Below are 24,380 nucleotides of genomic sequence, written 5' to 3' on the forward strand. Positions count from 1 at the left end.
CGACTACTGGATTCCCTGGACTCTTAGCGCTATCCAAGTCCAAAATGCGGCGGGAATTGATTGATTCTCCAGTGTGGTCAGGGGATTTTGAGTTGTGCCCTGCCTCTCTTTAAGTCGCTTTTATAGGCTCGGTTTCATCGTAGGAACTCCCTATTAGCGCCAGTGTCAACCCGCAACGGTCGTCTGATTGCGCCCAGTTAAGAGCTTCACCCTCCAGAAACCGAGTCTGGTCAGTGTGGGCAGATAAGGAGTCAATTCTGAGTCTGAATGGCAAGACTTGCACTTGCATCTGACCGAGAGTTCAACCCTTTAGTGACAGTAATCTGCTGTCGGGCTGGTTTAGTTATGTACGGACTGATTACCGTGATTCACTAAACAACGAATCGCACGACTTGAAAGAGTCATTTACTATTTGTCCTCCTTGTCTCAATACTTTTCGGATAAACCCAACAATCTCTCTTTTGATCTGGGGAAAGGTTAAAGGGGAAGGGGTAAGGGTTTGAATTTACCTTTACCCTTTCCCCTTTCTCCCAAAACCCGAAAAGTATTGCTCCTTGTCTCCCTTGTCCCTCTTTCATACAAGGCTGTGAAACTTGTTTCATCAGGACTGCCTTCAGTAAAACTGCCTGATTTCCTGAAAGTGCCTTTAAATTTCTCGAATCCAAAATGCCAAGCCTCCTCCCCGGCCACGAGCCGCAATAAAATCTTCTGTCACTAAAAAAAAGGCAAAGAAGGGTAGTTTAGCTATAGACTGGTTATAAAAATCTTCTGTTTGAACTTTACCAGAACGGATTGCTCTGTTATAAACAACACCACCAAACAGACTGATAATCATCTGGTTAAAGTCAAACGCCAATAAATTTTTCTTACCTAAATATTGCACTGGGCCTGTGAGTTTCAATAAAAATGGGCTAAATTCAACCTGATTAGCAATTTCGCCTCTGCCTAAATCCTGTTCCAAAGCAGCATTAAAGGAAATATGGATTGCTATAAACTTAGGTACATACAAACCCTTGCCTAATACAATTCCCCCACGCTGTCTAACTCTCTTAGTGCCAGTGGCAAAGCAAAGTTGCCATTTACCTAAAAGAGACTCAAACGGATAAGTCAATCGTTGCCGTTTGGCAGCTTTTTCTGCTTGTAGCAAAGCATTTACTAATATTTCAGCATTAGGGCGTGTATTTTTCTGTCCTCGATATGCAGCTTTAGCCTGGGATAGCACGGTAAGAAAGTCAAATGTCGCTGTAGATGTCAAATCATCTGTCATGTAGGCACAACTATTTCTTGGCTTTTCTGATAGATTGTAGCGTTGATCTGTTCAACGAAGAGGCAGGGTAAATGACCCCTGCCATATACCGGAGTGGAACATGTTCTTACGTCCCCCACTTCTCCACTAGTGGTCTGCCAACCCAAAAATGCTAAGTGAGGACTGGGGAAAGGGGAAAGGGAAAAGGGTAAGAGATTTAAACCCTTTCCCCCTTCCCCCTTCCCCTTTACCCCGCCAAGTTCACTTGGCGAACTACTAGTGGTTCTCGAACAGGAATGGGTTGAATCCCAATTCTTTTCTATCCCCCTTGCTCCCTGCTCCCCTGCCTCCTTTTCAACTTCTAATTTTGAGCGATTTCACAAAGCCTTCGGCACTAAGTAAGGCAATGCCCAATGTGACAACACCAATCCCTACACTCTGAATCACATTTAAAGTTTCATTAATGCTTATCCATGCCACTAGCGCCGTCAATGCTGGACTGCTAGAGCCAATTATGGAAGCGGTAGATGCGCCAACCATCCTAATCCCCACATTGTTTAGAGTGTGTCCGAGAAAACTGACAAGACCGGAAAATATACTACCAATCCATAGGGGTGTCCAATCAAGTTGGGCGCTTTTACCTGGCCAAAACAGTAAGCTAATACCGGCAAGCAGTAGAGTGCAGGCAAAACTGATCCAGGTAAAGGGAATTGGATGGAATTTTTCTAAACATTTTTGAGCAATGATGCAATAAAAGGCGTAAACAATCCCAGCGCCAAAACTAGCGAAAATGCCGATCGCAATGCTATGACTGCTATAAGTAGCAGAAGATTGAGGAATGGTGAGAGCGCTTCCTACCAGAATAATAGCCATTACCAGCCAACGGAATAACGTGGGGCGATCGCCAAAAAACCTCCAAGATAGCAGCGCTGTAAATACGGGGTAGGTGAAGAAGAGGGTCAAGGCAATGCCTGTGGGAATCAAGCCAATAGCAATGTAGAGTGAGGCAATATACACAAACATCAGCACCCCACAGCCAAGAGCTTGGATTAGAACATCCCTACGCTTGCGGGTGAACAAGTCTTGGAGTTCTGTCCAAGCAGATGGATATAGCTTGAATGATAGAGATGCCATGAGTGGAACCACCAGCAGCATTCGCATGAACATCAGCAAGAAGGAATTCTGCAAATCCGGTTTAACGTATCCACCGAGTAAAAATAAACCTAGTACGAGATGTTCTGAAAACAAAACTCGGACTGTAACGTTGTGAAACGTTAAAACAAAGGAGGATAGTAGAACCGTTAAGATGCCCAACACGATAAAAAGTTTCCTTAGAGACGACTTGATTGTATTGTTAAAACCACTGGAATAACAAACCAGATGAAGTTTGAGGAAATCAAAGCCGTCGCCTCAAAAGACGCCATAAATCGCCGTCTCTACAAGGAATTTATCCATCAATTATTACTATGCCAAGGAACCGGCGCTCACAGGTTCAGGAGCAGTTTTTGTGGTGAACTGGTTCACTGGACGAGGCAAACCAAGATTTTCGCGCAAAGTACTACCTTCATACTCAGTACGAAATATTCCTCGGCGTTGCAGTTCGGGAATTACCAAGTCTACGAATTCTTCTAAACCCCCAGGTAGCCAGGGTGGCATAATGTTAAATCCATCAGCCCCACCATTAACGAACCAATCTTCTAACTGATCGGCAATATGTTCTGGTGTTCCGAGAATCGTTCGATGTCCACGCGCTCCTGCAATCCACAAATACAGTTGTCGGATTGTTAAATTCTCTCTGCGGGCAAGATCGGTTATGAGTTGCAAGCGGCTTTTGCCACCGTTGGTATCTGGCAGATCCGGCAGCGGCCCATCTAGGGGATATTTAGACAAATCATGGCCACCTACTAACCCAGAAAGCAGCCCTAATCCGACCAGGGGATGGATCAACTCCTGAAGTTGCTCATATTTATCCTTAGCTTCTTGCTCAGTCTTACCAATTACTGGGAATACTCCTGGCATAATTTTGAGATGGTCAGGTGAACGTCCGTATTTAGCCAATCTCCCCTTGACGCTGGCATAGAAGGCTTGAGCTTCTGCCAATGTCTGTTGTGCAGTGAAAATCGCCTCTGCTGTTTGGGCAGCTAAATCCTGTCCAGCCTCGGAAGATCCAGCTTGTACGATTACTGGATATCCCTGCGGTGGACGCGCCACATTCAGCGGGCCGCGCACCGAGAAATATTTTCCCTTGTGGTGGGGAACATGCAACTTTTCTGCATCAAAGTAAATACCTGACTCCTTATTGTGGAGGAAAGCATCGTCTTCCCAACTGTCCCAAAGTTTGGTGACAACATCCACAAATTCCCTCGCCCGTTCATAGCGTAGCGAGTGTTCTAGGTGGTTTTCTTGGCTAAAATTCTGCGCTGCGGCTTCAGCAGCAGAGGTTACAAGATTCCATCCGGCACGACCACCGCTGAGATAATCTAGTGAGGCAAACTTACGGGCGAGATGAAAAGGTTCATCATAAGTCGTTGATGATGTCGCCACCAATCCGATATTTTCTGTCACCGCAGACAGAGCCGACAATAAAGTTAAAGGTTCAAAGTGGACACTGAATTGTCCTGAACGGCTAAAAGCCTCAGTCCCTTGCCCTCGATCCCAGACGGCTAAACCATCAGCGAGGAAAAGCATATCAAATTTACCCCGTTCAGCCGTTTGTGCCAGCTGCTTGTAATGTTGGAAGTTCAGACCTCCATCAGCCGGGGTGTTGGGATGTCGCCATGCTGCCACGTGATGACCACTACCGGGTAAAAATGCTCCGAGTTTAAGTTGTTTTTTCGTACTCATGTTTGTATTTGCGAGAGCGTACTTATGCTTTTTTCGTTCTCTTGTTTGGAACAAGAAAATGTTAGTTATTAAGGCTCTGGTCTTGTTGCTTGGATGGAGGGTAGTTTAGAGAATTCATCGTACCAACTAGCAAGTTTTGGATATTTTTGCCGCCATTGCAGATCGGGAAAACGGATCTCTAGTCCCAGTGCAGAGGCGAGGGTTATATGAGCAAGTTTAGGAGTTTGGTCGAGTTTATCTGATATCTTCTCGAAGTAGTCCAGAATTCTTAATGCTCGCTCACGCTCAAACTCAATCACCCCAGGAGACTGCTCACTGTGGGGACGCCTTAACTCCCGAACCCAGACAGCAATGCCATCGATGAACCCACCAGTCATACCTTCAAGTTGCTGTAAAAAGCCATTAGAAATGTCAGCAACTAGTTTGATCTCAGGATTTAAATGATTCAGATAGACACAAATTATACGTGTTTCACTCAAGATAAATCCGTCGTCAGTCGCTAGGGTTGGTACTTTACCTGTAGGATTGTAATTCAGTAGGTCGCTGTTTGGATCTCGTGCAATGACTTTTTGCGTTTCGATGCGAGCGCACAGATTCAGTTCTATTATTGCTACCCGTGCAATGCGTGCATAAGGTGAGTTAGGTGTATAGAAGAGTTTCATAAAAAAGTGCGCTCGTCATTAGATACTGGGTTCAAATGTCTATCGTCTTAACATTTGAAAAAATCTAGTAAATAAATTAGGAAATATCTTTCAGTGATATTTACTAGTCTGTCAAGTTTAAATTGATGTGTAAGCAATTTCGTAGCAAGGACTTTAGCCCTTATTTTCTAAGCACTAAAGTCCTTACAAAAAATCCTCAAAACTAGCTTGACAAAGTACTACTTTTAACGCAATTCTCTATTACGCAGTCACCGCTTGACGACGGTTGTATTCAGAAGCATCTCCTTTGATAGCCTCACTTTGTTTACCATCGATGCCAACTGGGAGATCGCCGACAATTGTCACGCGTTGAACGTGGCGGGGCTGATCGCCGTAATCTGCGATCGCATAATGTTGAGTAGCCCGGTTATCCCAAAAGGCTACGTCGCCAACTTGCCAACGCCACCGGACTGTGTTTTCAGGACGTGTGATATATGCTTGCAACAGCCGCAGAATGTCATCTGATTCAGTTGTTGATAAGCCACGGAACTGACGCACAAATCCGCCGATAAATAGTCCTCGCTCTCCAGATTCGGGATGGACGCGTACAACTGGGTGTAGAGTCTCGTATACAGTCGAGGTGAAGACAGCCCGATGAGCCTTGACATCTTCAGGTAGGTCGAATGCAGTGGCATAGTCGTATTTATTGCTATGTACTGCCCAGAGTTGGTCTGCAAGATTACGCAAATGGATAGGTAAATCTTGGTATGCAGTCACGGAGTTTGCCCAGATTGTATCGCCACCAGTTGGCGGAATGTCAAGCGCTCGTAAGATAGAACCGAGAGGAGGACGATCTACAAATGTTACATCGGTATGCCAGTTATTGGCGCGGGAAGTGGTGCGCCCATAATTCAGGTCTAAGACTTCTGGATTTTCTGGCAGCGATGGTACGGTAGGGTGGGCTGTAGTGACTTCACCAAAACGACGAGCGAAAGCAACCTGTCCATCAGCATCAAGCTGTTGCTGACCACGGAAAAAGATCACTTTGTATTTGACTAGAGTCTTGCGAATATCGCTGATGATGTCATCGCTGAGTTTAGAACTCAGATTAACACCGATGATTTCAGCACCGATACGTCCTGCAACAGGTTTGATATCAAAGTATTGAGAACCCATGATTTTATCTCCAAGAAGTTTATGTTTTTACAAAATGTAGAGACGCGATTCATCGCGTCTGCTAAACACCAGGGGTAGATCCGCCATCAACGATAATCTCTGTTCCTGTAATTGATGCAGCAAGATCGGACACCAAAAATAGCGCCAGCGCGGCAATTTCTTCTGGCTGGGCGATTCTTTTTAAAGGAATACTCTGGATATTTTGTGCCTTCACTTGCTCAACAGTGATGCCTTGCGCTTGGGCATTTTGCCGCGCTAAAGTCTCAGCACGCTCGGTGGCTGTAGCACCAGGAGAGATAGCGTTAATGCGAATCTTGTACTCGGCTAGCTCTTTAGAAATGCCCTTTGTGAAATTCAGCAAAGCAGCATTGCTTGTACCACCAGCTAGAAAGTTTGGACGAGGTGTCCGTCCTGCACCACCAACTATATTGACAATCCGCCCATCACCGCGACTTTTTTGATGGGGAACGACGGCTCTAACTAGGCGGATATAGCCCAATAATTTTAAGTTCCAAGCATCCAAAAATAAATCATCAGTGGATTCTAGGAAAGACCCAGCACGGGCTGATCCGGCATTGTTAATCAAAATATCAATTTGATTAAATTGGGCTAATGTTGTGGAGACAACTTTTTCAACATCCTCTGCTTTCGTTAAATCAGCACTGATGGCAATAACTTTCGCGCCTGGGGTAGGTAAGGACTGGATGTCAGCTACAGCGCGATCTAAGCGTTCTTGATTGCGAGCTGCGATCGCCACATTCACACCCTCGCTATAAAGTGCTTTGGCGGTGGCTAAACCAATTCCCGCACTTCCTCCAGTAACGATCGCTGTTTTACCTGATAGTTTTAGTTCTAAACTCATACAAACTTACCCTCGAAAATGTAATTAATTTATTTGCGAACCAATAATATTGCTGATTGAGAGCCTATATTCTGGATGTCCAAGATGGCTTGATTTTCCTCAGAAGTGCAGCCCAGAAGTATTTTGATTTCTGCATCCCGCTTTTGCAAGTCAACACTACAAATGACGGCGGTAACTTTTTTGCTAGATAAACTACCTATCCAGACATCAATATCAGCTCCATCTCCAGAGCGAGTATTTTCCAAATATCCATAGTTCAACGGATAAATAAAGGATGGATAACGTGGATGTGATGTCCCTTTTGGGCGATCTATCTTGACATTACTAATGGCTACAAGCTGATCTAGTTTTAACCAGAATTCAGTGCTATCCCTCATACCATCTGCGATCGCTCAATTTGAAATGTGCAACACAGCTTTGCCAGGAAAACGCCTATCGAGTAGTTGTTGGGCCACATCAGCTATTTGTGTCCAAGAAGCTTCTAAGTCAATGTGAGGATGTAACTCACCTGCTTCTACTAGACTCAAGAGCCGTTTTAGACCGACTGCTGCTGATTCAAATCTCAATTCATCAAACAGACGTAAACCATACAAGCTGACGCTACCAGTCCCAAAAAATTGAGCTGCGTTGAATGTCACTTCAGCTCCCCCAGATACTCCATACAGCACAGTTTTTCCATCCTGTGCCAGTAAGCCAAGGGCTACCCCCAAAGTCTTGCCACCTACTGACTCTACAATTAGATTGTAGGGGCCGTACTCGCTGGCGGGTGAAAGGTCTTCGCCAATCACCACCGATTGCGCCCCCGCTTCTCTAACTAGAGTTTCATAGCCAGCTTGACGAATATGTGCCACAACTTGCGCTCCTGACAGTTGCGCCAATTGAATAGCGAAGTAACCTACGCCTCCTGATGCACCTGTAACCAGAACTGTTCGACCCAAAAGTGAACCACCTTTTAACACTGCATGGTATGCAGTTAAACCTGCTACAGGCAGTGTGGCAGCTTGAGCAAAAGATACTGATGGCGGCACTTCTGCTAAGGCGTTGGTGGGAACAGATACAAGTTCTGCCCAAGCACCAGCACGGCGCAAGCCTACTACACGCGCCCCTTGAGGAGGCCCCGATCCATCGGCGGCGGGGATTTCCACTACACCTGCCAAGTCCCAACCAGGTTGCCAACCAGCCTCAGCAGTGGTTGAACGTTTTACCTCTCCCCGATTGAGGGAAATTGCTGCTACCCGCACTAGAGCTTCATCTGGGGCTGGCTTTGGTGCAGTCACTTCGCTCAGTGCCAAACGCCCCGGCACATTGGGATCAACAATCACAGCACGTATTTTGCTCATAAGGTTGCCCTGGCTTAGAGATTAATTTCTAGTTTGTTGGTTCGCAATGTATTGTCTGTAATAGTGTGTAATAGATAGATTCGCTATTGATTCTTAACTGCAAATTCCTGGAACTAGGTTAATAAAACCCATAAACTACGGTATTTTGATAAACTTACAGTATTTACAGAAGTAAAAAGTAAGTTATCACAGGCAGCTAGAAGAATCAAGCTTTTTGTGAAAAGATTTGTTTCATCAATGATTGGGGACTGGGAGGAGAATAATAACTCAGCACTCTCAAGTTTTCGAGACGCGATAAATCGCCGTCTCTACAAGTGTTTTGTTGCTCATTCTGAACTGTATTGGGTTATAACTCATTTTCTGTAGCGATCGCTTTTGGGATATTGCCAACACTTGCCAATTGCACCGTAAAGGTAGAACCTTCATATAATTTACTTTTTACAGAAATAGATCCGCCACAGCGCAGCAGTAATTGCTGTACAATTGTTAATCCCAACCCAGCACCACCATAATCTTCTGTTGCTGCTGTACGCACACGATAAAACCGATCAAAGATTTTGGGAATTTCGTTTTCGGCAATACCGATACCTGTATCTCGGAATTCTAATTGGACATAATTGCCTTGAGTACGGGCACGCACCCATACTTCTCCTCCATGAGAAGTAAACTTGATGCTGTTGTGCAGTAAATTAATCACAATTTGCCTCAGCCCACCACTCACACACCAAACAGATGGGAGTTCAGTAGGTACGGTGTAGGCTAACATAATCCCTTTTTCTTGGGCTAGAGGTTGGTAGGTACTGACTACTCCAGGTACAATCTCTGAGAGACGCACCGACTCCAAAGTAGTCCCCTCCAAATTGTGTTCTAGCTGCACCAATTCCAACAAACCAGTAATCAGGGAATTTTGCTGATCGCACTGGGTATTTAACATCTGTAAATAACGTTGTCGCTGGGGTGGCTTAAGATTAGGGGAATTTAATAACGAAAGTGCTGTCTTCATGTGCGTTAGGGGTGTACGCAATTCCTGACAAACATTTTTCAGGTATTCATCTTTGAGCTGCTCTTTGTTGTGCAGTTCTTGATTTTGCTGCTGCAACTTAGTAGTACGTACTTTAATGATTTGACGATTAATCTCATCTTGTCGCAGGAGTTGCTTTGCGAACAATTGATTCATGAGTAAAGCTTGGGGGACAGCTGGGCAAATAAAACTAGCAGGTAAAATTGGGGATGATTCTGGTGTAATTGCTTGTTGGATACCATCAAATACTTGCTGAATTACTCTCCCTTCAACAGTATTTATAATCAGCAACGGCTGGTTTTTATTAGTCTTTACCTTCCCCGATGTTCGATTTTTGGTTTTTTTAAGTGGCCGATGAGCCAAAATTAAACTACAAAACTGGGGCGATAACACCATCAGAAAGTTTTCCCGTCGCAGTTGGCTATCGGGTGGCAGATGAACAGGGACATAATTGAGGGATGAGGAAGATGAGGGAGATGAGGAGGCATTTACTCTTCCTTCTCCCTCATCTTCCCCATCTCCCCCATCTCCCGCTACTCTTTCCTCAATCTGGCAGGTATAAATGAGACTAGACGCACCTACCGAAGATTGATAACGCGCTAATTCTGATTGCCAAATTTTTTCTGGTGGTAGCTTCACCCATAAAGTAGCTGCAATTTGCTCCTCAATTAGTAAATCAATTTGCGCTCTCACTAGTGATAGCAGAGTAGCAGGACTGAGGGACAATGGTTTAGGAGGCGCTTGCACTCCCATTACCAGTTGATAAACAGACAGATCCTTAGCTAGAGAAACATTCATGAGTCAAGCACAAAAAGGATGAAGCAAGAAATAATTCTGTCTTCGATTTTCACCTTTATGTGTGCATTTTTTACAAAATCCCCACGGAAAGAAACATTAACTATAAAAAATTTCATCTACAAGGGGATTGGGGAGGTAGGGGAGCAGGGGGCAGGGGGCAAGGGGAAGAATCAAATAATTACCCTCCTTCCCCTCTGCTCCCTCCCCCTCTGCCTCTTGTGTGCCCCATACCCAAATTAATGTTGGATTTTCAGTCTTTCGTGTAAAGCGTCGCGTGCGTGTTCTCGGTCGTCAAAATGGATTTTTTCAGTGCCGAGAATTTGATAATCTTCGTGACCTTTACCGGCAAGCAATACTCCATCACCGGGTTGTGCTTGTAAAATAGCGGTACGAATTGCGATCGCCCGATCGCAAATTACAGTTGGCTGCACTGTGTCAGCTATTCCCGCCAAAATATCTTGCAAAATCCTTTCTGGGTCTTCAGTCCGGGGATTATCTGATGTCACTACTGCTACATCAGCTAACTCAGCGGCAATTTTACCCATTTTTGGGCGCTTGGTGCGATCGCGATCGCCTCCACAACCAAATACACAAATCACTTTCCCCGGTATAAACGGACGTGCAGCCTTCAGTAAATTTTCTAAGCTATCGGGTGTGTGGGCATAATCCACAATCACGCTAATATCTTGGTCAGTATTAATTTGTACCCGCTCCATCCGTCCAGGAACTCCGGGAAACTCAGGTATTACAGATGCCACTAACTGTAAATCTAGCCCTAAGTGTAAAACTGCTCCTACGGCTGCGAGAAGATTTTCTAAATTATATTGTCCGACTAGGGGCGATCGAAAAGCCACATCACCCTTTGGTGTATGTAATGTCCCACTAACACCATTGGGCTGGTAATTTAAATCACTCATCCATAAATCAGCGCTGTTGTCGTTGACGCTGTAACTCCAAACACGCTCAGAATCTAAAGAAGCAATTAACCGTTTGCCGTAGGCATCATCAGCATTAATTATTGCCCGTCCCTTGAGATAATTCGGGCTAAACAACAAGGCTTTGGCAGCAAAATAATCTTCCATGTCGCTGTGATAGTCGAGATGGTCTTGGGTAAGATTACTAAACACCGCTACCTCAAATTCACACCCCAATACTCTACCTTGGGCCAAGGCGTGTGAACTGACTTCCATCACCCCGAATTCACTACCAGCATTGACGGCCTCTGCTAGCTGCTGTTGCAATTCCACTGCAAAGGGCGTAGTGTGGGCAGCAGTTTGCTCAAAACCTGCCCAACGAGTGTAGAGAGTTCCCATCAAAGCTGTCGCTAGATTAGCTTTGATGAGTAAAAATTCGATTAGATGAGTAGTTGTAGTTTTACCATTTGTACCAGTCACGCCCACCAGCTTGAGTTTGCGTCCTGGATAACCGTAAAAAGCACTGGCTATTTGGGCACAAGCTTGAGTTATGTTACTGGCACTTATAACTACAGCCTCATTTGTGGGAGGATTTTTTTGTGCTGCTTCAGGAGAGACGATCGCAGCAACAGCCCCCGATGCGATCGCACTTTGCCAAAATTCCCCACCATCAACCCGCGTCCCCGGCATCCCAATAAACAAATCTCCCACACGACAAGCATGGGAATTCGTCTTCAAACCCCTAACTTCCACATCCTCTAAAGTTGGATGGGTAGGTAATTGCTCAACACTGTCTACCGCTGTTAGTAATTCCCGCAATTTCATCTTGTGAACCTCGTCACATTCTTGATCTTGCGCTTATTCTGCATTATTTTTTTCTAATTGGCTAAATATTTACGCAACATTTGCTCCAACTGCTGCACACTAGCACGAGGAGAAGGACGTGGCAATAATTTCTCACTCCCCTCCGCGTCCTCTGCGCCTCTGTGGTTCGATAAATAAAGTACCGGCACTTCATACTCATACGCAGCAAACCATTCTTCACGAGTCGTAATATCTCTAACTTCCAACTCGAAACTGAGATTTTGGATTTGTTCTAGCTTTTCTTGCAAGCCTTCACATAAATGACAGTCGGGTTTACTGTATAAGATTAATCGCATTTGAGTTGTGGTAAGAAGTTATAAGTTTAGAATAACTAACCGCAAAGGCGCAAAGGGCGCGAAGGAAGAGAGATGACAAGAGAAGGGTTTGATGTGGGTGAGTATGTTGATCAAATGGGGTTGTTGTTGGATTTAAAGATCGCAGATGAGTATCGTGATGGGGTGGTGGTAAATTTTGAGAGAATTAGGGCGATCGCTAATCTTGTAAATTCTTTTGCTTTACCAGAAGATGTTGAAGTTGCACCAGTTTTTGAACCATGAATGATGCTGTATCAATAGCTGCTGCTGTGCGTGAAGGCAAAGTTAGCGCAGTGGAAGTTACTAAGGCGGCGTTAGCAGAAATCGCAGCAGGGGATAATCAACTCAACTGTTTTACGGCTGTGACTGCTGAGACAGCTTTCAGGGATGCAGCACGCATTGATAGAGAAATTGCCCAAGGTAATCATCCTGGAATACTTGCTGGTGTACCATTTGCGGTGAAAAATCTCTTTGATATTGCTGGGTTAACGACTCTGGCGGGATCAAAAATCAATGCAGAAAACCTACCAGCAAGCCTTGACGCAGCCGCAGTAGCCAAGCTGAAAGAAGCGGGTGCAATACTAATTGGCGCTTTGAATATGGATGAGTACGCATACGGGTTTGTCACGGAAAACTCTCATTACGGTACTACTCACAACCCCCATGATTTACAACGAGTTGCTGGTGGTTCATCGGGTGGTTCGGCGGCGGCGGTTGCGGCTGGGTTAGTACCGTTGACATTGGGTTCTGATACTAATGGTTCAATTCGGGTTCCGGCGGCGTTGTGTGGCGTTTTTGGTTTTAAGCCGACTTATGGAAGGTTATCTCGTGCTGGGGTAGCTTTATTTTCTAGCAGTTTTGACCACATTGGCCCTTTGGCGCGTTCGGTGCAGGATATTGCTACGGTGTTTGATGTGCTTCAGGGAGAAGACGATCGCGATCCAGTTTGTACTAAGCGTCCGCCTGAATTGGTTTTACCACAACTTAAACAAGATATCTCTGATATCAGAATTGCCATTGCAGCTGATTACTTTGTTAAAGGTGCAGAAGCCGAAGCTTTAGCAGCAGTGCAAAAGGTAGCTGATGCTTTAAATGTCACTGAATACGTAACTATACCAGAAACACACCGCGCCCGTGCAGCAGCCTTTGTGATTACAGCTAGCGAAGGTGCAAATCTGCATTTGCATCAGTTGCAAAGTCGTCCTGAAGATTTTGATCCAGCAACACGCGATCGCTTTTTGGCTGGGGCGTTAATTCCGAGTAGCTGGTATCTCCAAGCACAACGATTTAGACAATGGTATCGCGATCGCGTGCGGGAAGTTTTTCAAAATGTCGATGTCATTCTTGCCCCAACCACACCTATTTCAGCACCGCTAATTGGTCAAGAAACCATGATTTTGGATGGCGAAGAAATTCTTGTCCGTCCTCATTTAGGGCTATTTACTCAACCATTATCTTTCATTGGTTTACCTGTTTTATCAGTACCAATTAAGCGCCAAAATACCTTACCTTTAGGTGTGCAATTGATTGCAGCACCATATAATGAAGCATTGATTTTACGGGTTGCAGCTGCGTTAGAGGCGAAGAGTGTAGTTTCAGCAAATATACCAGGCGATTAGAAATCGCAGCTAAACGAAGTCCGCCTACGCGGACTCAAAGAGTTGAATAGCTTAACTGTTGCCTTTGTCACCTGCTAGGGAATAAATTTTCAAGCTAATAGCTTAAGTCTGCTGAAGTAGACTGGAGATTTTTGGCGATATTTAGTCATCTTCAGATGACTTTATCTATGAGGCGGGAATTTTAATTCTCGACGGACAAGTGGTTTCGCGTTAAGTTGACACCAATGCGTCAGGGCAGGCTCCTACGGTGTGTTTCATCCAAATGAGAACCGCTATGATATTTCAAGGCCAGATCAAATCTAAGTTTATCTATGACCACAAAGCCTTGGGATGCTCAACTTGCTTACAGGCTAGTTAAACCTTTAAAAGATAGTTGGGTAAACCCTAATCATCTCACTACAGTCAGACTTGTAACTGGGTTAGCGGCTGCCATCGCGATGTCTACAACTGGCTACACCTATGCAGTTAGCAATGTCATCTGGGCTAACATTGGAGCAGTACTGTTTGCTTTATCCAACTTTCTAGATCATACAGACGGTGAATTAGCCCGTTTGAGTGGAAAAAGCAGCAAATGGGGACATCAGTATGACCTTGCTAGTGATGCCATCATCCATATTCTTTTGTTTGTTTGTATTGGATGTGGTCTTAGGGAAGGAAGATTTGGTTGGTGGGCGTTGGTGATGGGTATAGTCTCTGGCGTGTCTGTTGCTTGCATTTTTCATTTGCGAAACCAAATGGAACAGCGTTCAGGTAAAGAGGCTAACCGTCAACCAAATTTCGCCGGGTTTGATATTGAAGACGTGCTATATTTGTTTCCCATAGTTACCTTACTAAATGGACTAGAGCCGCTATTAATAGCAGCGACAATTGGCGCACCAACCTTTGCTGTATGGGTAATTTGGCAATTTCTGGCACTCCCGCAGCCTGAATCAAACTAGTAACTTCATTTTGACGGTTAGAGAGACGCGATAAATCACCGTCTCTACAAACAATTTATCCATCAATTATTTATTTATTGACAGACTACTATTACCGCCAAGCGGACTTAAAAATTAAAAATTAATAAATGTTAAGTCGATTATCTCTTATAAAAGAAGCTATCCATAAACGTGGGGAGACTTATGGGCTAATAGCGATCGCCTTTGCGATCGTTATAGTGCTGGAATATTTGACACCCCCTGAGTATGTATTTGGCTATCTCTACACAGGGACGATTTTGTTAGCAGATTCCCGCTTGAATCGGAGAGCAGTTTTGGGGATTACTCTTGCCGCTACAGGGTTAACACTGTTGAATTTGTTTGTCCCAGGAGGAGAAATAATTGCTCTGCCAACGTTGGCAAATAGGTTGATTGCAGTATTGGCATTATTAGTAACAGGTTGGTTAAGCGATCGCAACCACCGCAATGAAGAAGCGATCGCTTATACTCAAGCACAATTACGCTCTCAAGAACAACTAGCGATTATGCGTGAAGATTTTATCTCTACCCTAACGCATGATTTGAAAACACCCCTATTAGGAGCAATTGAAACACTGAAATACTTTCAAAATGAGCAATTTGGTGAAATCACGCCTATGCAAGCAAAAGTCCTGCAAACAATGGCTCGTAGTCATCGGAGTACACTGCAATTAGTCCAAACTCTTTTAGATGTCTACCGCAATGATGCCGAAGGGCTAAAACTCCAGATATCACCCGTTAATTTAGTCACAATAGCAGAGGAGATCATCGCTACCCTGAGTGAACTAGCGAGAACACGTCAGGTTTATATTTCTCTGCATTATGGTGAATCAGATTTTCGGAGTTTTCTCTGGGTAAATGGCGATTCTTTACAACTTGGGCGAGTCTTTACCAATCTTCTGAGTAATGGCATTAACCATACCCCTCGTGGCGGTAAAGTGGAAGTAGTATTTGAAGGTTATTCTAGCGATCAAGTGGTAAAAATACTCGATACTGGTTCCGGCATTACCGAAAAAGAATTACCCCACTTATTTGAGAGGTTTTATCAAGGAAATAGCGATCGCCACGTCTCCGGTTCTGGGCTAGGGCTTTATTTGACCAGGCAAATTATTACTGCTCATGGGGGTACAATTTGGGCAGAGAATCGCTCACCACGCGGCGCACTCTTTGGTTTCCGACTCCCTGCTTGTCCACCGCCGGGGAGTTGAGGGGAGAAATCAATTAAAAATTAAAAATTAAAAATTAAAAATTAAAAATTAAAGAACTTCTGCCTCCTGCCTCCTGCGCCCAATTACTAATGACAACAAAAATCTTACTCGTTGAAGATGATGAATTATTTCGGCTTGGTTTGCGGATGCGGTTGCAACAAGAAACCAGTTTGGAGATTGTCGCAGAAGCAGAAGATGGGGAACAAGCTGTAGAATTAGCAAATCGCTATCCTCTGGATTTGGTCTTGCTGGATATAGGTTTACCGGGAATTGGCGGGATTGAGGCTTGTCGCCAAATCAAGCAGAAGCACCCAAGTTTACCAATTCTCGTTTTAACATCTCGTTCTGAAAAGCCCTTGATTTCGCGGTTAATTGCCGCTGGGGCCCAAGGTTATTGTTTAAAAGGTATTCCTGCTGAGTCTCTGATATTGGCGGTGCGATCTGTTGCAGCAGGCGCTTCTTGGTGGGATCAAACGGCAACCACAGAAATTAGAGCCGCTTTTGAGGGCAATTCGATGGCGATGCAGTCCGCAAAAATGGAGGAATCCTTAGAAAATCCCTTAACGAAGCGCGAACAAGAAATTTTGGCACTAGTAGCAGCTGGCAAAAGTAATCAAGAAATTGCTGAAATTCTCTACATTGCCCCTGGTACAGTAAGGGTTCACGTTCACGCTATTTTACAGAAACTAGAAGTACGCGATCGCACTCAAGCCGCAGTTTTAGCTATCCAAAAAGGATTAGTAGCACCAGAATTGTTAATTAATTAGATTTTATCGGGCATTGGGCATTGGGTATACAACCTGGATTTCTCACAAGTGAGAAATCCGGGACAAAAGGCTTGTCAAGCAGAAAAACTCGACACGTAAATCTTTACGGACTTTGGCATCGAGCGCGCCAAAGTGTTCATCTAAAAGTAATACACTTGGTTCTACTGCTAGCGCCCTTGCTAAAGCTACCCTCTGTCTTTGACCACCTGATAGTTGTGAAGGATAGCGATTGCCCAGTCCACTTAATTGCACTAGTTCTAATAACTGTTCTACCCACCCTTTAATTTTATTTGCAGGCGCTTTGCGAATTTCTAACCCAAAGGCTATATTTTGGCACACGGTCAGATACTTAAATAAAGCAGAGCGCTGAAACACAAACCCAATATTTCGTTCTTGGACGCTTTGGTTTGTTGCATCCTTACCTGCAATAATAATTCTGCCACTATCTGGTGCTTCTAAACCAGCAATTAAGCGTAGTAAAGTAGACTTACCAGATCCTGATGGCCCCAACAAGGCTACGAGTTTGCCACTTTGGATTTCTAAGTTTACCTGATCAACAGCTTTGAAACTTCCGAACTGCTTGGAGATTCCGCTTGACTTCGGGCGGGGCTTTTACCATAGTGCAAAAGTACTGAGTATTCAATCGTCTTTACTCAGCACTCAGTACTGAGTATGGTAAACCTTTAAGTACTACGTAAGGATTCAGGAGTCAGGAGTCAGAATAAATGAGACAACAAGCCTTGCACATTCCAAGACTTGATAGTTTGGCAGAAAGCACATAAGTTTGTTTTATGTGTATATCAATTTACTGGTCAGTTCCCTAAATCGGAAATATATGGGCTTACCTCTCAGTTTAGACGAGCAGCAATTTCTATTCCAGCAAATATATCTGTTCGCGGAGCGTCCCGTAGGGAAGGATTCAAGAAAAAGGGAGCAACAGACAAAGTACGGTTTATGAACATTGCACAAGGCTCTGTAGAAGAATGCCGCTACTATCTAATTCTTTCAAAAGACCTTGACTACGGTGAGGCAGCGCGGTCTTGGGGGTTTCCCCCATGAGCGACTGCCGGTGACACATCAGGATTAATGCTTCAACTTGAGGAAGTTAGTAAATTACTAACAGGGTATGCTAATTCCATTCTGAATTCTGACTCCTGAATTCTTACAGTAAGTACTACTACAATTCCAAAGAGCATGACCGAATACTGACTGGTGATGACGGAGATTGCCGGGGGTGGTACTGCTGTTGACTCAAAGGCAGCGGGGAGCGGGGGGTTCAGGTTTTATCTATGTACTTTACTTAACTGAAATATACTGTATTTTACAGCATAAAACCAAAAATTATGACAAACAATATCATTGACAGAATTCATCACTTTAACCTTGGACGCAACCCAAAATTACTTGAATTAAAATACAAGGCAATGCGTTCTGATGTTTTTACTTTTTATCGTGGCACATGTCATTTATTTTACGAAGACTTCCCTAAAGATTCCCCACTGAATGCAGCCCCGCCAGTATGGATTTGTGGTGACTTGCACCTGGAAAACTTTGGTAGTTATAAAGGTGATAACCGATTAGTTTACTTTGATCTTAATGATTTTGACGAAGCATGTCTTGCTCCTTGTACCTGGGATGTGGTGAGGTTTATTACCAGTGTGATAGTTGGCTCTCACGCGCTGAAGGTGAATGAATCAGAAGCATTGCATTTAAGCAATTCCTTTCTTGATGCTTACAGCAATGCTTTAGCTAAAGGTACTGCTAGAAGTGTAGAAAAGGAAACCGCTTCGGGCTTAGTTAAAGATTTATTAAGGAGTTTAAAAGACCGCCTTCGCCCAGAATTTTTAGATCAGCATACCAAGGAAAAGAAAGGTAAGCGGCACTTAATTATTGACAAGAAACGCGTTATGGAAGCCACAGAAGCAGAACAGCAAAAAATCACAAAACTCATCTCCAATTGGCACAAATCTACACAAAAAGATGCTAATTTTTATCAAGTTTTAGATGTACAACAGCGAATAGCTGGTACAGGTAGTTTAGGGTTAGAACGTTATGCAGTTTTGGTAGAAGGTAAAGGTTCTCCTGATGGCAATTATCTCTTAGATTTGAAGCAAACAAAAACTTCCTCATTACAACCCTATTTAACACTACCTCAGCCGGATTGGTCGAGTGAATCTGCACGGGTAGTAGCTATCCAACAACGGGTGCAAGGAACCCCACCTGCTCTTTTAGGGGTAATAGTTGAGGGGAATAAATCTTATGTTTTGCGAGAGTTGCAGCCAGTACAAGATCGGGTGAGTTTACAGGCGTGGGATGGAAAACTGGAACGTTTAGAGAAGTTGATGCAGACAATGGGTGAAGTGACAGCGTGGGATCAATTACGCAGTGGCGGTAGACAAGGTTCTGCGATCGCAGATGATTTAATCAAGTTTGCTCACTCATCTGATTGGCGTAATCAAATCCTTAAGTATGCAATCAGCACCTCTTTACAAGTAGAACTAGATTACCAAGAATTCTGTCAAAAATCATGATTGTGCAAACTGCCTGCTGAAAAGCAATCGCACTCAGTGACTTTAGTCATGTTTAAGTGGTGACATTTGCTAGATATCTTTTCTTGATTATGCAGAATATATTGGCAATATACAAGTTAAGTAAAACAAGGATTAAAGGATATATGAACCGCTTAAAATCTATTCTTCTTGGTGGTTTATTAGCTTCTGTTTCAATTGCTGCTCTTTCAACTCATGCTAATGCTTCTGTTGTGAATTTTCGCAATGAACATTTAAATACTAATACTATTGCTTTTAATAACGCTAAACTAATTCGTGAGCGTCAATTGCATGAACAGCAGGTTCGTGAACAAAAGGCTCGTGAATTGCGTGAGCGCCAAGCTCGTGAACAAAAGGCCCGTGAATTGCGTGAGCGCCAAGCTCGTGAACAAAAGGCCCGTGAATTGCGTGAGCGTCAAGCTCGTCTTCATCACTAAAATTTGAATTTTTACTCGCTCTGCGATCGCCCCCACCCAATTCTTAGAGGATGCATAGCGATCGCCCGACCCCCAAGCGTGATGGATGCTGACGAACCTCAAAGTCCGCAGCCCAGGGCGACCAGTCAATCGTCAGACCATCGTGAACGTCGGCAGCTGACCAGTGTTGTCAAAGAGGCCAACGCTATAGCTGCCTCCATAGGGCACGATCATCGCGTTTGATCGCACAGCGGCCCGCGCCCAGTCTGCGTTACCAACTGCCGACGCTGCAAGCGCCGCCAGCCCAGTAGCCTGTATGCACTGCAAGAAATACGCGCTGGTCACGAGGAGCAGGTCATAGGTGGGCTGGTCGTAGTTAGCGATCGCGAGGAACACGTTTTGGGGCTGCCATGTTGCCTTGCCCCGCACAACCCCGGCCGACTGGATTGCCAGGAGTGAGTCGGCACCACCAGCACCGTTGACAATCTCAGCATAGCGACTGCCCGGCCGACTTGCGGCTTGCTCGGCGCGCTTACGCCACTTGTCGAGCGCTCGGATCTCCTTGACAGCATAGGTGCCATCGAAGAGTAAGGTGTCGCGGTAGATGAAATAGCCCACAGGAGCCATCGCATTCGTCGGCTTTGAACCGGTGAGGATCTGCTCGAGGTAGCCCGCGTTGTACCCGTAGCTGTCGGTGAGTCCTTGGAGCTGCCCGCCCCGAAGACTCCCCTCAGCGTAAGCGATCGCCCCGGCATCGTTGCCGTTGAATGCTGTGAGCGCGGTATTAATGCGCGTCACAATCGCGTCAAAGCTATTCGCAGTCGGGGGAAATCCGAGCCGTGGGTTCGCCGAACCCGGCACCGGAAAGCGGATGAAAGCATCGCGCAACCACACGCCGCCGAAATACCCAGCGAGGTGCATCAGCCACAGCAACGTCGAAAGCGACGGGTCGCCGGGTTCGGACGGTCGGAGTGTCTGCTCGAACACGTACACCGGGACGTAGCGTGAGAGGAAGTCAATCGGATTCTGACTCGCCGTCGGGGTCGCACGCGCGTAGGCGCTCACGAGTCGGTCGAGGAGGGCTTGATCCTCGGTCATGACGGTTCGGAGGTTGTCAAAGAACGGGTAGGGAGGCAGGTTAAGCCGCAGCCTCTTTTGGCTTTGTGCAACAGCGATGCTGCCAAGAACTCCGGTTCTTGAGAGGGACATGGCGGCAAGTCCGGTCGCTCCCGCTCTCACCGTGCCAATAAAGAACGCACGGCGCGAGATGTGGTTGTGCATGATGATTCTCTCTTCCCTCTGATACTGAATTTACTGAATTAAAATACAGTAAATTTACTAAATCTCCAATTTCAAGAATTTTCCATATAAATTAATGGGCTTATTTATCAACAAGCAACTATCAAGTAAATATCAGGTATAGAGGATAGTAGCTAAGAGCGATCGCCCACCCAATTCTTAGAGGAAAACCAAGAGCGATCGCTCCCTCACAGGCAATTGCTACAAAAGAGCTTGGTTATGAGATGACCAAGCTCTTAGCTATCTCAATCAATCATTGGAGGTAGAGTAGTTTCGCACTATGCAGCAGGAAGTTCAAGATTAACCTTGACAACTTTGTTCTTTTCTTGCTCAGTTTTTGGCAGTGTCAAATTCAAGATACCGTCTTTATAATCTGCGGTGACATTGGTATTTTGAACCCGAACAGATAGAGGAATTACACGTTGGAATTTACCATAGTAGAATTCGCTTCTTGTAGTGCCATTGTTTTCGGTTTGAGTTTGGGACTTGCGCTCACCGCTAATGTGAACAGCATCTTGGGTGACTTGAATATCTAGGTCTTTAGCTTCCAGTCCTGGCAGTTCTAACTTCAGATGAATCGCATCATCAGTTTCGTGCAACTCAGCAGCCGGAACTTTGATAAAGCCTTTTTCAAACCGTGTAGAAGACACTCTGGTATCTCCAAATAAGCCATTGATGTGACTTAAGTGAGCGTTCAATTCTTGCCAGGGGTTGTAACGAACTAGCATATTAATTTATCCCTCGTACCAATAGTAGTTTTTTGCTCAACCAACTTCGGATTTAATTCCTTGCTTTGATTACCATATTATTGAGAACGAATAAGCTTGTAAATTCGGTTATTATCACCAAATAATTGATGATTACCCAAGAATTATTAGGTGAATTACAAGGTGTATAAAACTGCAAATGTTTTGGTTCGGTAAACCCTATAAATGCTGACTTGAATTTGACTACACATCACGTTCTTATTTCAGCCAGAAGTGGGCATATTTTGTTGTCGGCACAGCCAAAAAGCAATTGTGTAATCATTCTACCAAGCGCTGTTCAAGAGGTGGAATGATGAAAAAGCCATCCTCTAGACGTGTACCGTACTCCAATACTTAAGATTTTCATAGTCTTTCGTTAAGATACCTTGAATAAATTGAGGATTAATCATCTCAATCAAGTTAGGGCATTTTACTTAGGGAGGACAAGTGAGTAGATATTTAAAATTCAATGGGATAAACAAAGCATTTGAGTGGCTATGGCAGACTTTGAGACATAAGTTACTTATGCGCCTATCCATTGTGGTGCTTGTGACTTTTTTTTTCAGCTTAACTCTACATTCCATAGTGGCTAAAACCGCATCAAGTACACCACACCCGAAAGTGATTTTGATTTCCCTGGATGGCGCAACACCAGATTTTGTGGAACAGTATCTTAAAAAAGGTGTGCTGAGTCGAAGACAGGGATTGGGACTTCTGAAAAGGGAAGGAGTTTACGCAGAGCGAAATATTACTTGTAGTGCATCCCTAACTGCGGCTTGTCATATAGCAATTGGTACAGGTTCAACCGCAGCGCGCAATGACATTAACAGTAACACATTCCACTTGGTTGCTAGTCCCTTTACTTCTAATATCAGTGGTTTTGGCGCTCCCATCGGTGGTTATTCAACTTTTGGGCCTGCTGCCAGTTTACAACCTACTGCTGAACCTGTGTGGGTTGGACTCCAGCAAAATGGGAAGAAAGTTGTGGCTGCTACCTTTCCCGGTGCAGATGGAGTTGATGTGCGAGTACCGGGTTTAGCCAATAGCCCAATTATTCAACCTGCCAATAGAAGAACTGTATCGTACACAGTTCCCTTTGGTGCTTTTGCTGGGGTAGGGGCGAGTGGTTTTAGTTTAACCGCCGCTAACTTTAGTCCGGCTTCTAGCCAAATAGTTAGTCAACTCAATAATGCCGGAAGAGTTTCCTATAGCCCGATTCAGCAAGCTGCTTTAAACGATCGCTTTACTGTTGGTGGTATTAGTTATGATATCCAAGTTGCGGCATTAGATACAAGCAACGATCGCAAGACCAACTATGATACCCTAGTCTTCTTTGATGCTCAAATTGGGATTCCAGCCGGGCCTTTTAGCTTACCTGCAACTGGCCCTGCATATATCAAAGCGTGCGATCGCCGTTCTAGTCTATTTTACTTAGAAGGTAGTTCCAACCAGGCAGGAACAGCATTTTACGTCAGCAATCTTGCCCCTGACCTGAACATCGTGCGGATTGCCCGTTATTCTGCGAATGCGATTCCTCAAAATCCGGCAGCACAAACTAGTGTTAATGATATTCTCAGCAATGTTGGCTTCTGGGTTCCTCAGTCTGATTTTCGGATTCCAGAACGCCTCAGCCCTGGATTTACAACTTTCCCCGACAGGGAGCTAGAAGCTATTTACGAAGACCAAGTTCAACTGTTTGTAGACTATCAAACTCGACTGGCATTGAGAGCAATCAACCAAAACCCTGATGCCGACTTAGTTATGGTTTATATTGAACAACCAGATGGATCGGAACACCAGTTTCTCTTAACTGATTCTCGCCAGCCCAGTGACCCCACAAATCCATCCTCTATTGGCGTAGGACAAGATCAAGCCAAAGTCACTCGATATAGAAGCTATCTAGAGACAGCTTACCGGGCTGCTGATAATGCTGTAGAACGCATTATCAACGCAGTAGGTACAAATCGTCAAGGTCAACCTAATAGTAACATCATAGTTGTTTCCGACCACGGTTTTTCTGCCTTCCATACAGAAGTTAACCTTAATAACTACCTCACAAGTAAAGGTTTTGACTTAACTAGAGTCCGTGCTGTAACATCAGGGCCAGCCGCCAACATATATATCAATCTTCAAGGGCGTGAACCCAACGGCGTTGTCACTCGTGCTGAATATGTAACTCTACAACAACAAATTATTACAGCTTTGCGAGAATTAGTAGACACCAATCCTAACTATGTCCTTGGGCGACAAAAAAAGGCAGTTTTTGACCAGATATACCCTCGTCCCCTACCAACTAATTTAAACGACCCAAGTTTTGGACTGGGTACAAGTGAATTTGTTGGTCAAGATACTGGTGATGTCTTTGCAATCATGGGTGAAGGATATAACTTTGACGGAAGACAAACTCCGGCTGTAACTCGTTTAGGCGACGCGGATAATTCAGTTTTTTCTGTGCCTAACTTCTATGGGGCGCATGGCTACGATCCCAAAATACCTAATCTCAGTGCCATTTTCTATGCCGCAGGCCCCGACATCAAGCGCCGTGGCAATATCGGCACAATTCACAATATCGATATTGCCCCCACTATCAACAGTTTACTAGGTGTTCCCTCTGCCCCAACTGTTCAGGGAAAAGCTCTCAAGATTAGAAAGTAACTACTTCGTCCTTATAGGAGTGCTGACTTCTCCACCGCCTGGGATGCGGAGTCAAACTACTATTCAGTAGCTTGACCGCTCCCAATTCAAAGAGGAAAAAAGAGCGTTCGCATCATGCCTTATGTCAAAATCAATGCCCCCATAT

General features: G+C 44.7%; 21 protein-coding genes and 2 pseudogenes. 9 read left to right on the plus strand and 14 right to left on the minus strand.

Annotated elements, in window-relative coordinates:
- Positions 1-646: 646 nt before the first annotated feature.
- From FD723_RS03545 to FD723_RS03595, 11 genes are all read right to left on the minus strand, one after another.
- Positions 647-1,267, minus strand: coding sequence for a hypothetical protein (locus tag FD723_RS03545; protein ID WP_179064111.1), 621 nt, complete (start codon positions 1,265-1,267; stop codon positions 647-649).
- Positions 1,268-1,600: 333 nt separating this feature from the next.
- Positions 1,601-2,563, minus strand: coding sequence for a DMT family transporter (locus tag FD723_RS03550; protein WP_179064112.1), 963 nt, complete (start codon positions 2,561-2,563; stop codon positions 1,601-1,603).
- Positions 2,564-2,710: 147 nt separating this feature from the next.
- Positions 2,711-4,090: an LLM class flavin-dependent oxidoreductase gene (locus tag FD723_RS03555; RefSeq protein WP_179064113.1), complete on the minus strand. Its 1,380-nt coding sequence runs from the start codon at positions 4,088-4,090 to the stop codon at positions 2,711-2,713.
- A gap of 68 nt (positions 4,091-4,158) precedes the next feature.
- Complete coding sequence (locus FD723_RS03560) at positions 4,159-4,752, minus strand: glutathione S-transferase family protein (protein ID WP_179064114.1); 594 nt, start codon at positions 4,750-4,752, stop codon at positions 4,159-4,161.
- Positions 4,753-4,992: 240 nt separating this feature from the next.
- Positions 4,993-5,907, minus strand: a complete 915-nt coding sequence (locus FD723_RS03565; RefSeq protein WP_179064115.1) for a TauD/TfdA family dioxygenase — start codon at positions 5,905-5,907, stop codon at positions 4,993-4,995.
- Positions 5,908-5,968: 61 nt separating this feature from the next.
- Positions 5,969-6,769 carry an SDR family oxidoreductase gene (locus FD723_RS03570; protein ID WP_179064116.1) on the minus strand — a complete coding sequence of 267 codons (801 nt, stop codon included), beginning with the start codon at positions 6,767-6,769 and terminating at the stop codon, positions 5,969-5,971.
- Positions 6,770-6,798: 29 nt separating this feature from the next.
- The gene (locus tag FD723_RS03575; protein ID WP_179064117.1) at positions 6,799-7,146 is read right to left on the minus strand and encodes an inorganic pyrophosphatase; all 348 of its coding nucleotides are present in this window, start codon (positions 7,144-7,146) and stop codon (positions 6,799-6,801) included.
- A gap of 15 nt (positions 7,147-7,161) precedes the next feature.
- Entirely contained in the window at positions 7,162-8,109 is a 948-nt protein-coding gene (locus tag FD723_RS03580) for a zinc-binding dehydrogenase (RefSeq protein ID WP_179064118.1), read from the minus strand.
- A gap of 346 nt (positions 8,110-8,455) precedes the next feature.
- Positions 8,456-9,928 (minus strand): DICT sensory domain-containing protein, encoded by a 1,473-nt coding sequence (locus FD723_RS03585; protein WP_179064119.1) that lies wholly within the window; start codon positions 9,926-9,928, stop codon positions 8,456-8,458.
- Positions 9,929-10,164: 236 nt separating this feature from the next.
- Positions 10,165-11,667 carry a UDP-N-acetylmuramoyl-L-alanyl-D-glutamate--2,6-diaminopimelate ligase gene (locus FD723_RS03590; protein WP_179064120.1) on the minus strand — a complete coding sequence of 501 codons (1,503 nt, stop codon included), beginning with the start codon at positions 11,665-11,667 and terminating at the stop codon, positions 10,165-10,167.
- Between the two features lie 53 nt (positions 11,668-11,720).
- On the minus strand, positions 11,721-12,002 hold the full coding sequence (locus tag FD723_RS03595; RefSeq protein WP_179064121.1) for a glutaredoxin family protein: 282 nt from the start codon (positions 12,000-12,002) through the stop codon (positions 11,721-11,723).
- A 72-nt stretch (positions 12,003-12,074) separates the two neighbouring features.
- On the opposite strand from FD723_RS03595, the gene FD723_RS03600 reads away from it, so the two are divergent.
- The 5 genes from FD723_RS03600 to FD723_RS03620 all read left to right on the plus strand — a co-directional run bounded on the left by FD723_RS03600 (position 12,075) and on the right by FD723_RS03620 (position 16,570).
- Complete coding sequence (locus FD723_RS03600) at positions 12,075-12,263, plus strand: DUF4089 domain-containing protein (protein ID WP_179064122.1); 189 nt, start codon at positions 12,075-12,077, stop codon at positions 12,261-12,263.
- Positions 12,260-13,639, plus strand: coding sequence for an AtzE family amidohydrolase (locus FD723_RS03605; protein ID WP_179064123.1), 1,380 nt, complete (start codon positions 12,260-12,262; stop codon positions 13,637-13,639). Before FD723_RS03600 ends, FD723_RS03605 begins: the two co-directional genes overlap by 4 nt.
- A 311-nt stretch (positions 13,640-13,950) precedes the next feature.
- Positions 13,951-14,577 carry a CDP-alcohol phosphatidyltransferase family protein gene (locus FD723_RS03610; protein ID WP_179064124.1) on the plus strand — a complete coding sequence of 209 codons (627 nt, stop codon included), beginning with the start codon at positions 13,951-13,953 and terminating at the stop codon, positions 14,575-14,577.
- A 128-nt stretch (positions 14,578-14,705) separates the two neighbouring features.
- Complete coding sequence (locus FD723_RS03615) at positions 14,706-15,803, plus strand: sensor histidine kinase KdpD (protein ID WP_179064125.1); 1,098 nt, start codon at positions 14,706-14,708, stop codon at positions 15,801-15,803.
- 89 nt (positions 15,804-15,892) lie between these two features.
- A complete protein-coding gene (locus FD723_RS03620) occupies positions 15,893-16,570 on the plus strand; it encodes a response regulator transcription factor (protein ID WP_179064126.1) in 678 nt (225 codons plus the stop codon).
- 93 nt (positions 16,571-16,663) lie between these two features.
- Here the strand turns inward: FD723_RS03620 and FD723_RS03625 are convergent.
- Positions 16,664-17,158, minus strand: a pseudogene (locus FD723_RS03625) (sulfate/molybdate ABC transporter ATP-binding protein); the annotation flags it as partial.
- 168 nt (positions 17,159-17,326) lie between these two features.
- Between FD723_RS03625 and FD723_RS03630 the strand changes: the two are divergent.
- The 3 genes and pseudogenes from FD723_RS03630 (at position 17,327) to FD723_RS03640 (ending at position 19,556) form a co-directional block, all read left to right on the plus strand.
- Positions 17,327-17,728, plus strand: a pseudogene (locus tag FD723_RS03630) (four helix bundle protein).
- A 185-nt stretch (positions 17,729-17,913) separates the two neighbouring features.
- On the plus strand, positions 17,914-19,101 hold the full coding sequence (locus FD723_RS03635) for a DUF2252 domain-containing protein (protein WP_179064127.1): 1,188 nt from the start codon (positions 17,914-17,916) through the stop codon (positions 19,099-19,101).
- Between the two features lie 143 nt (positions 19,102-19,244).
- Positions 19,245-19,556, plus strand: a complete 312-nt coding sequence (locus FD723_RS03640; RefSeq protein ID WP_179064128.1) for a hypothetical protein — start codon at positions 19,245-19,247, stop codon at positions 19,554-19,556.
- Between the two features lie 132 nt (positions 19,557-19,688).
- Here the strand turns inward: FD723_RS03640 and FD723_RS03645 are convergent, their stop codons facing one another.
- Positions 19,689-20,816, minus strand: a complete 1,128-nt coding sequence (locus FD723_RS03645) for a hypothetical protein (RefSeq protein WP_179064129.1) — start codon at positions 20,814-20,816, stop codon at positions 19,689-19,691.
- A 296-nt stretch (positions 20,817-21,112) separates the two neighbouring features.
- Positions 21,113-21,562, minus strand: a complete 450-nt coding sequence (locus tag FD723_RS03650; RefSeq protein WP_179064130.1) for an Hsp20/alpha crystallin family protein — start codon at positions 21,560-21,562, stop codon at positions 21,113-21,115.
- Between the two features lie 465 nt (positions 21,563-22,027).
- On the opposite strand from FD723_RS03650, the gene FD723_RS03655 reads away from it, so the two are divergent.
- Positions 22,028-24,235, plus strand: coding sequence for an alkaline phosphatase family protein (locus FD723_RS03655; protein WP_179064131.1), 2,208 nt, complete (start codon positions 22,028-22,030; stop codon positions 24,233-24,235).
- Positions 24,236-24,380 lie beyond the last annotated feature (145 nt).

The sequence above is a fragment of the Nostoc sp. C052 genome (assembly GCF_013393905.1).
Classification (GTDB): domain Bacteria; phylum Cyanobacteriota; class Cyanobacteriia; order Cyanobacteriales; family Nostocaceae; genus Nostoc.

Bases quoted from the DNA above. Each gene is read 5' to 3' on its own strand.
- FD723_RS03580 (WP_179064118.1), bottom strand. From the start codon at position 8,109: ATGAGCAAAATACGTGCTGTGATTGTTGATCCCAATGTGCCGGGGCGT.
- FD723_RS03650 (WP_179064130.1), bottom strand. From the start codon at position 21,562: ATGCTAGTTCGTTACAACCCCTGGCAAGAATTGAACGCTCACTTAAGT.
- FD723_RS03565 (WP_179064115.1), bottom strand. From the start codon at position 5,907: ATGGGTTCTCAATACTTTGATATCAAACCTGTTGCAGGACGTATCGGT.
- FD723_RS03600 (WP_179064122.1), top strand. From the start codon at position 12,075: ATGACAAGAGAAGGGTTTGATGTGGGTGAGTATGTTGATCAAATGGGG.
- FD723_RS03595 (WP_179064121.1), bottom strand. From the start codon at position 12,002: ATGCGATTAATCTTATACAGTAAACCCGACTGTCATTTATGTGAAGGC.
- FD723_RS03620 (WP_179064126.1), top strand. From the start codon at position 15,893: ATGACAACAAAAATCTTACTCGTTGAAGATGATGAATTATTTCGGCTT.
- FD723_RS03575 (WP_179064117.1), bottom strand. From the start codon at position 7,146: ATGAGGGATAGCACTGAATTCTGGTTAAAACTAGATCAGCTTGTAGCC.
- FD723_RS03560 (WP_179064114.1), bottom strand. From the start codon at position 4,752: ATGAAACTCTTCTATACACCTAACTCACCTTATGCACGCATTGCACGG.
- FD723_RS03615 (WP_179064125.1), top strand. From the start codon at position 14,706: ATGTTAAGTCGATTATCTCTTATAAAAGAAGCTATCCATAAACGTGGG.
- FD723_RS03610 (WP_179064124.1), top strand. From the start codon at position 13,951: ATGACCACAAAGCCTTGGGATGCTCAACTTGCTTACAGGCTAGTTAAA.
- FD723_RS03640 (WP_179064128.1), top strand. From the start codon at position 19,245: ATGAACCGCTTAAAATCTATTCTTCTTGGTGGTTTATTAGCTTCTGTT.
- FD723_RS03555 (WP_179064113.1), bottom strand. From the start codon at position 4,090: ATGAGTACGAAAAAACAACTTAAACTCGGAGCATTTTTACCCGGTAGT.
- FD723_RS03585 (WP_179064119.1), bottom strand. From the start codon at position 9,928: ATGAATGTTTCTCTAGCTAAGGATCTGTCTGTTTATCAACTGGTAATG.
- FD723_RS03590 (WP_179064120.1), bottom strand. From the start codon at position 11,667: ATGAAATTGCGGGAATTACTAACAGCGGTAGACAGTGTTGAGCAATTA.
- FD723_RS03645 (WP_179064129.1), bottom strand. From the start codon at position 20,816: ATGCACAACCACATCTCGCGCCGTGCGTTCTTTATTGGCACGGTGAGA.
- FD723_RS03570 (WP_179064116.1), bottom strand. From the start codon at position 6,769: ATGAGTTTAGAACTAAAACTATCAGGTAAAACAGCGATCGTTACTGGA.
- FD723_RS03605 (WP_179064123.1), top strand. From the start codon at position 12,260: ATGAATGATGCTGTATCAATAGCTGCTGCTGTGCGTGAAGGCAAAGTT.
- FD723_RS03545 (WP_179064111.1), bottom strand. From the start codon at position 1,267: ATGACAGATGATTTGACATCTACAGCGACATTTGACTTTCTTACCGTG.
- FD723_RS03635 (WP_179064127.1), top strand. From the start codon at position 17,914: ATGACAAACAATATCATTGACAGAATTCATCACTTTAACCTTGGACGC.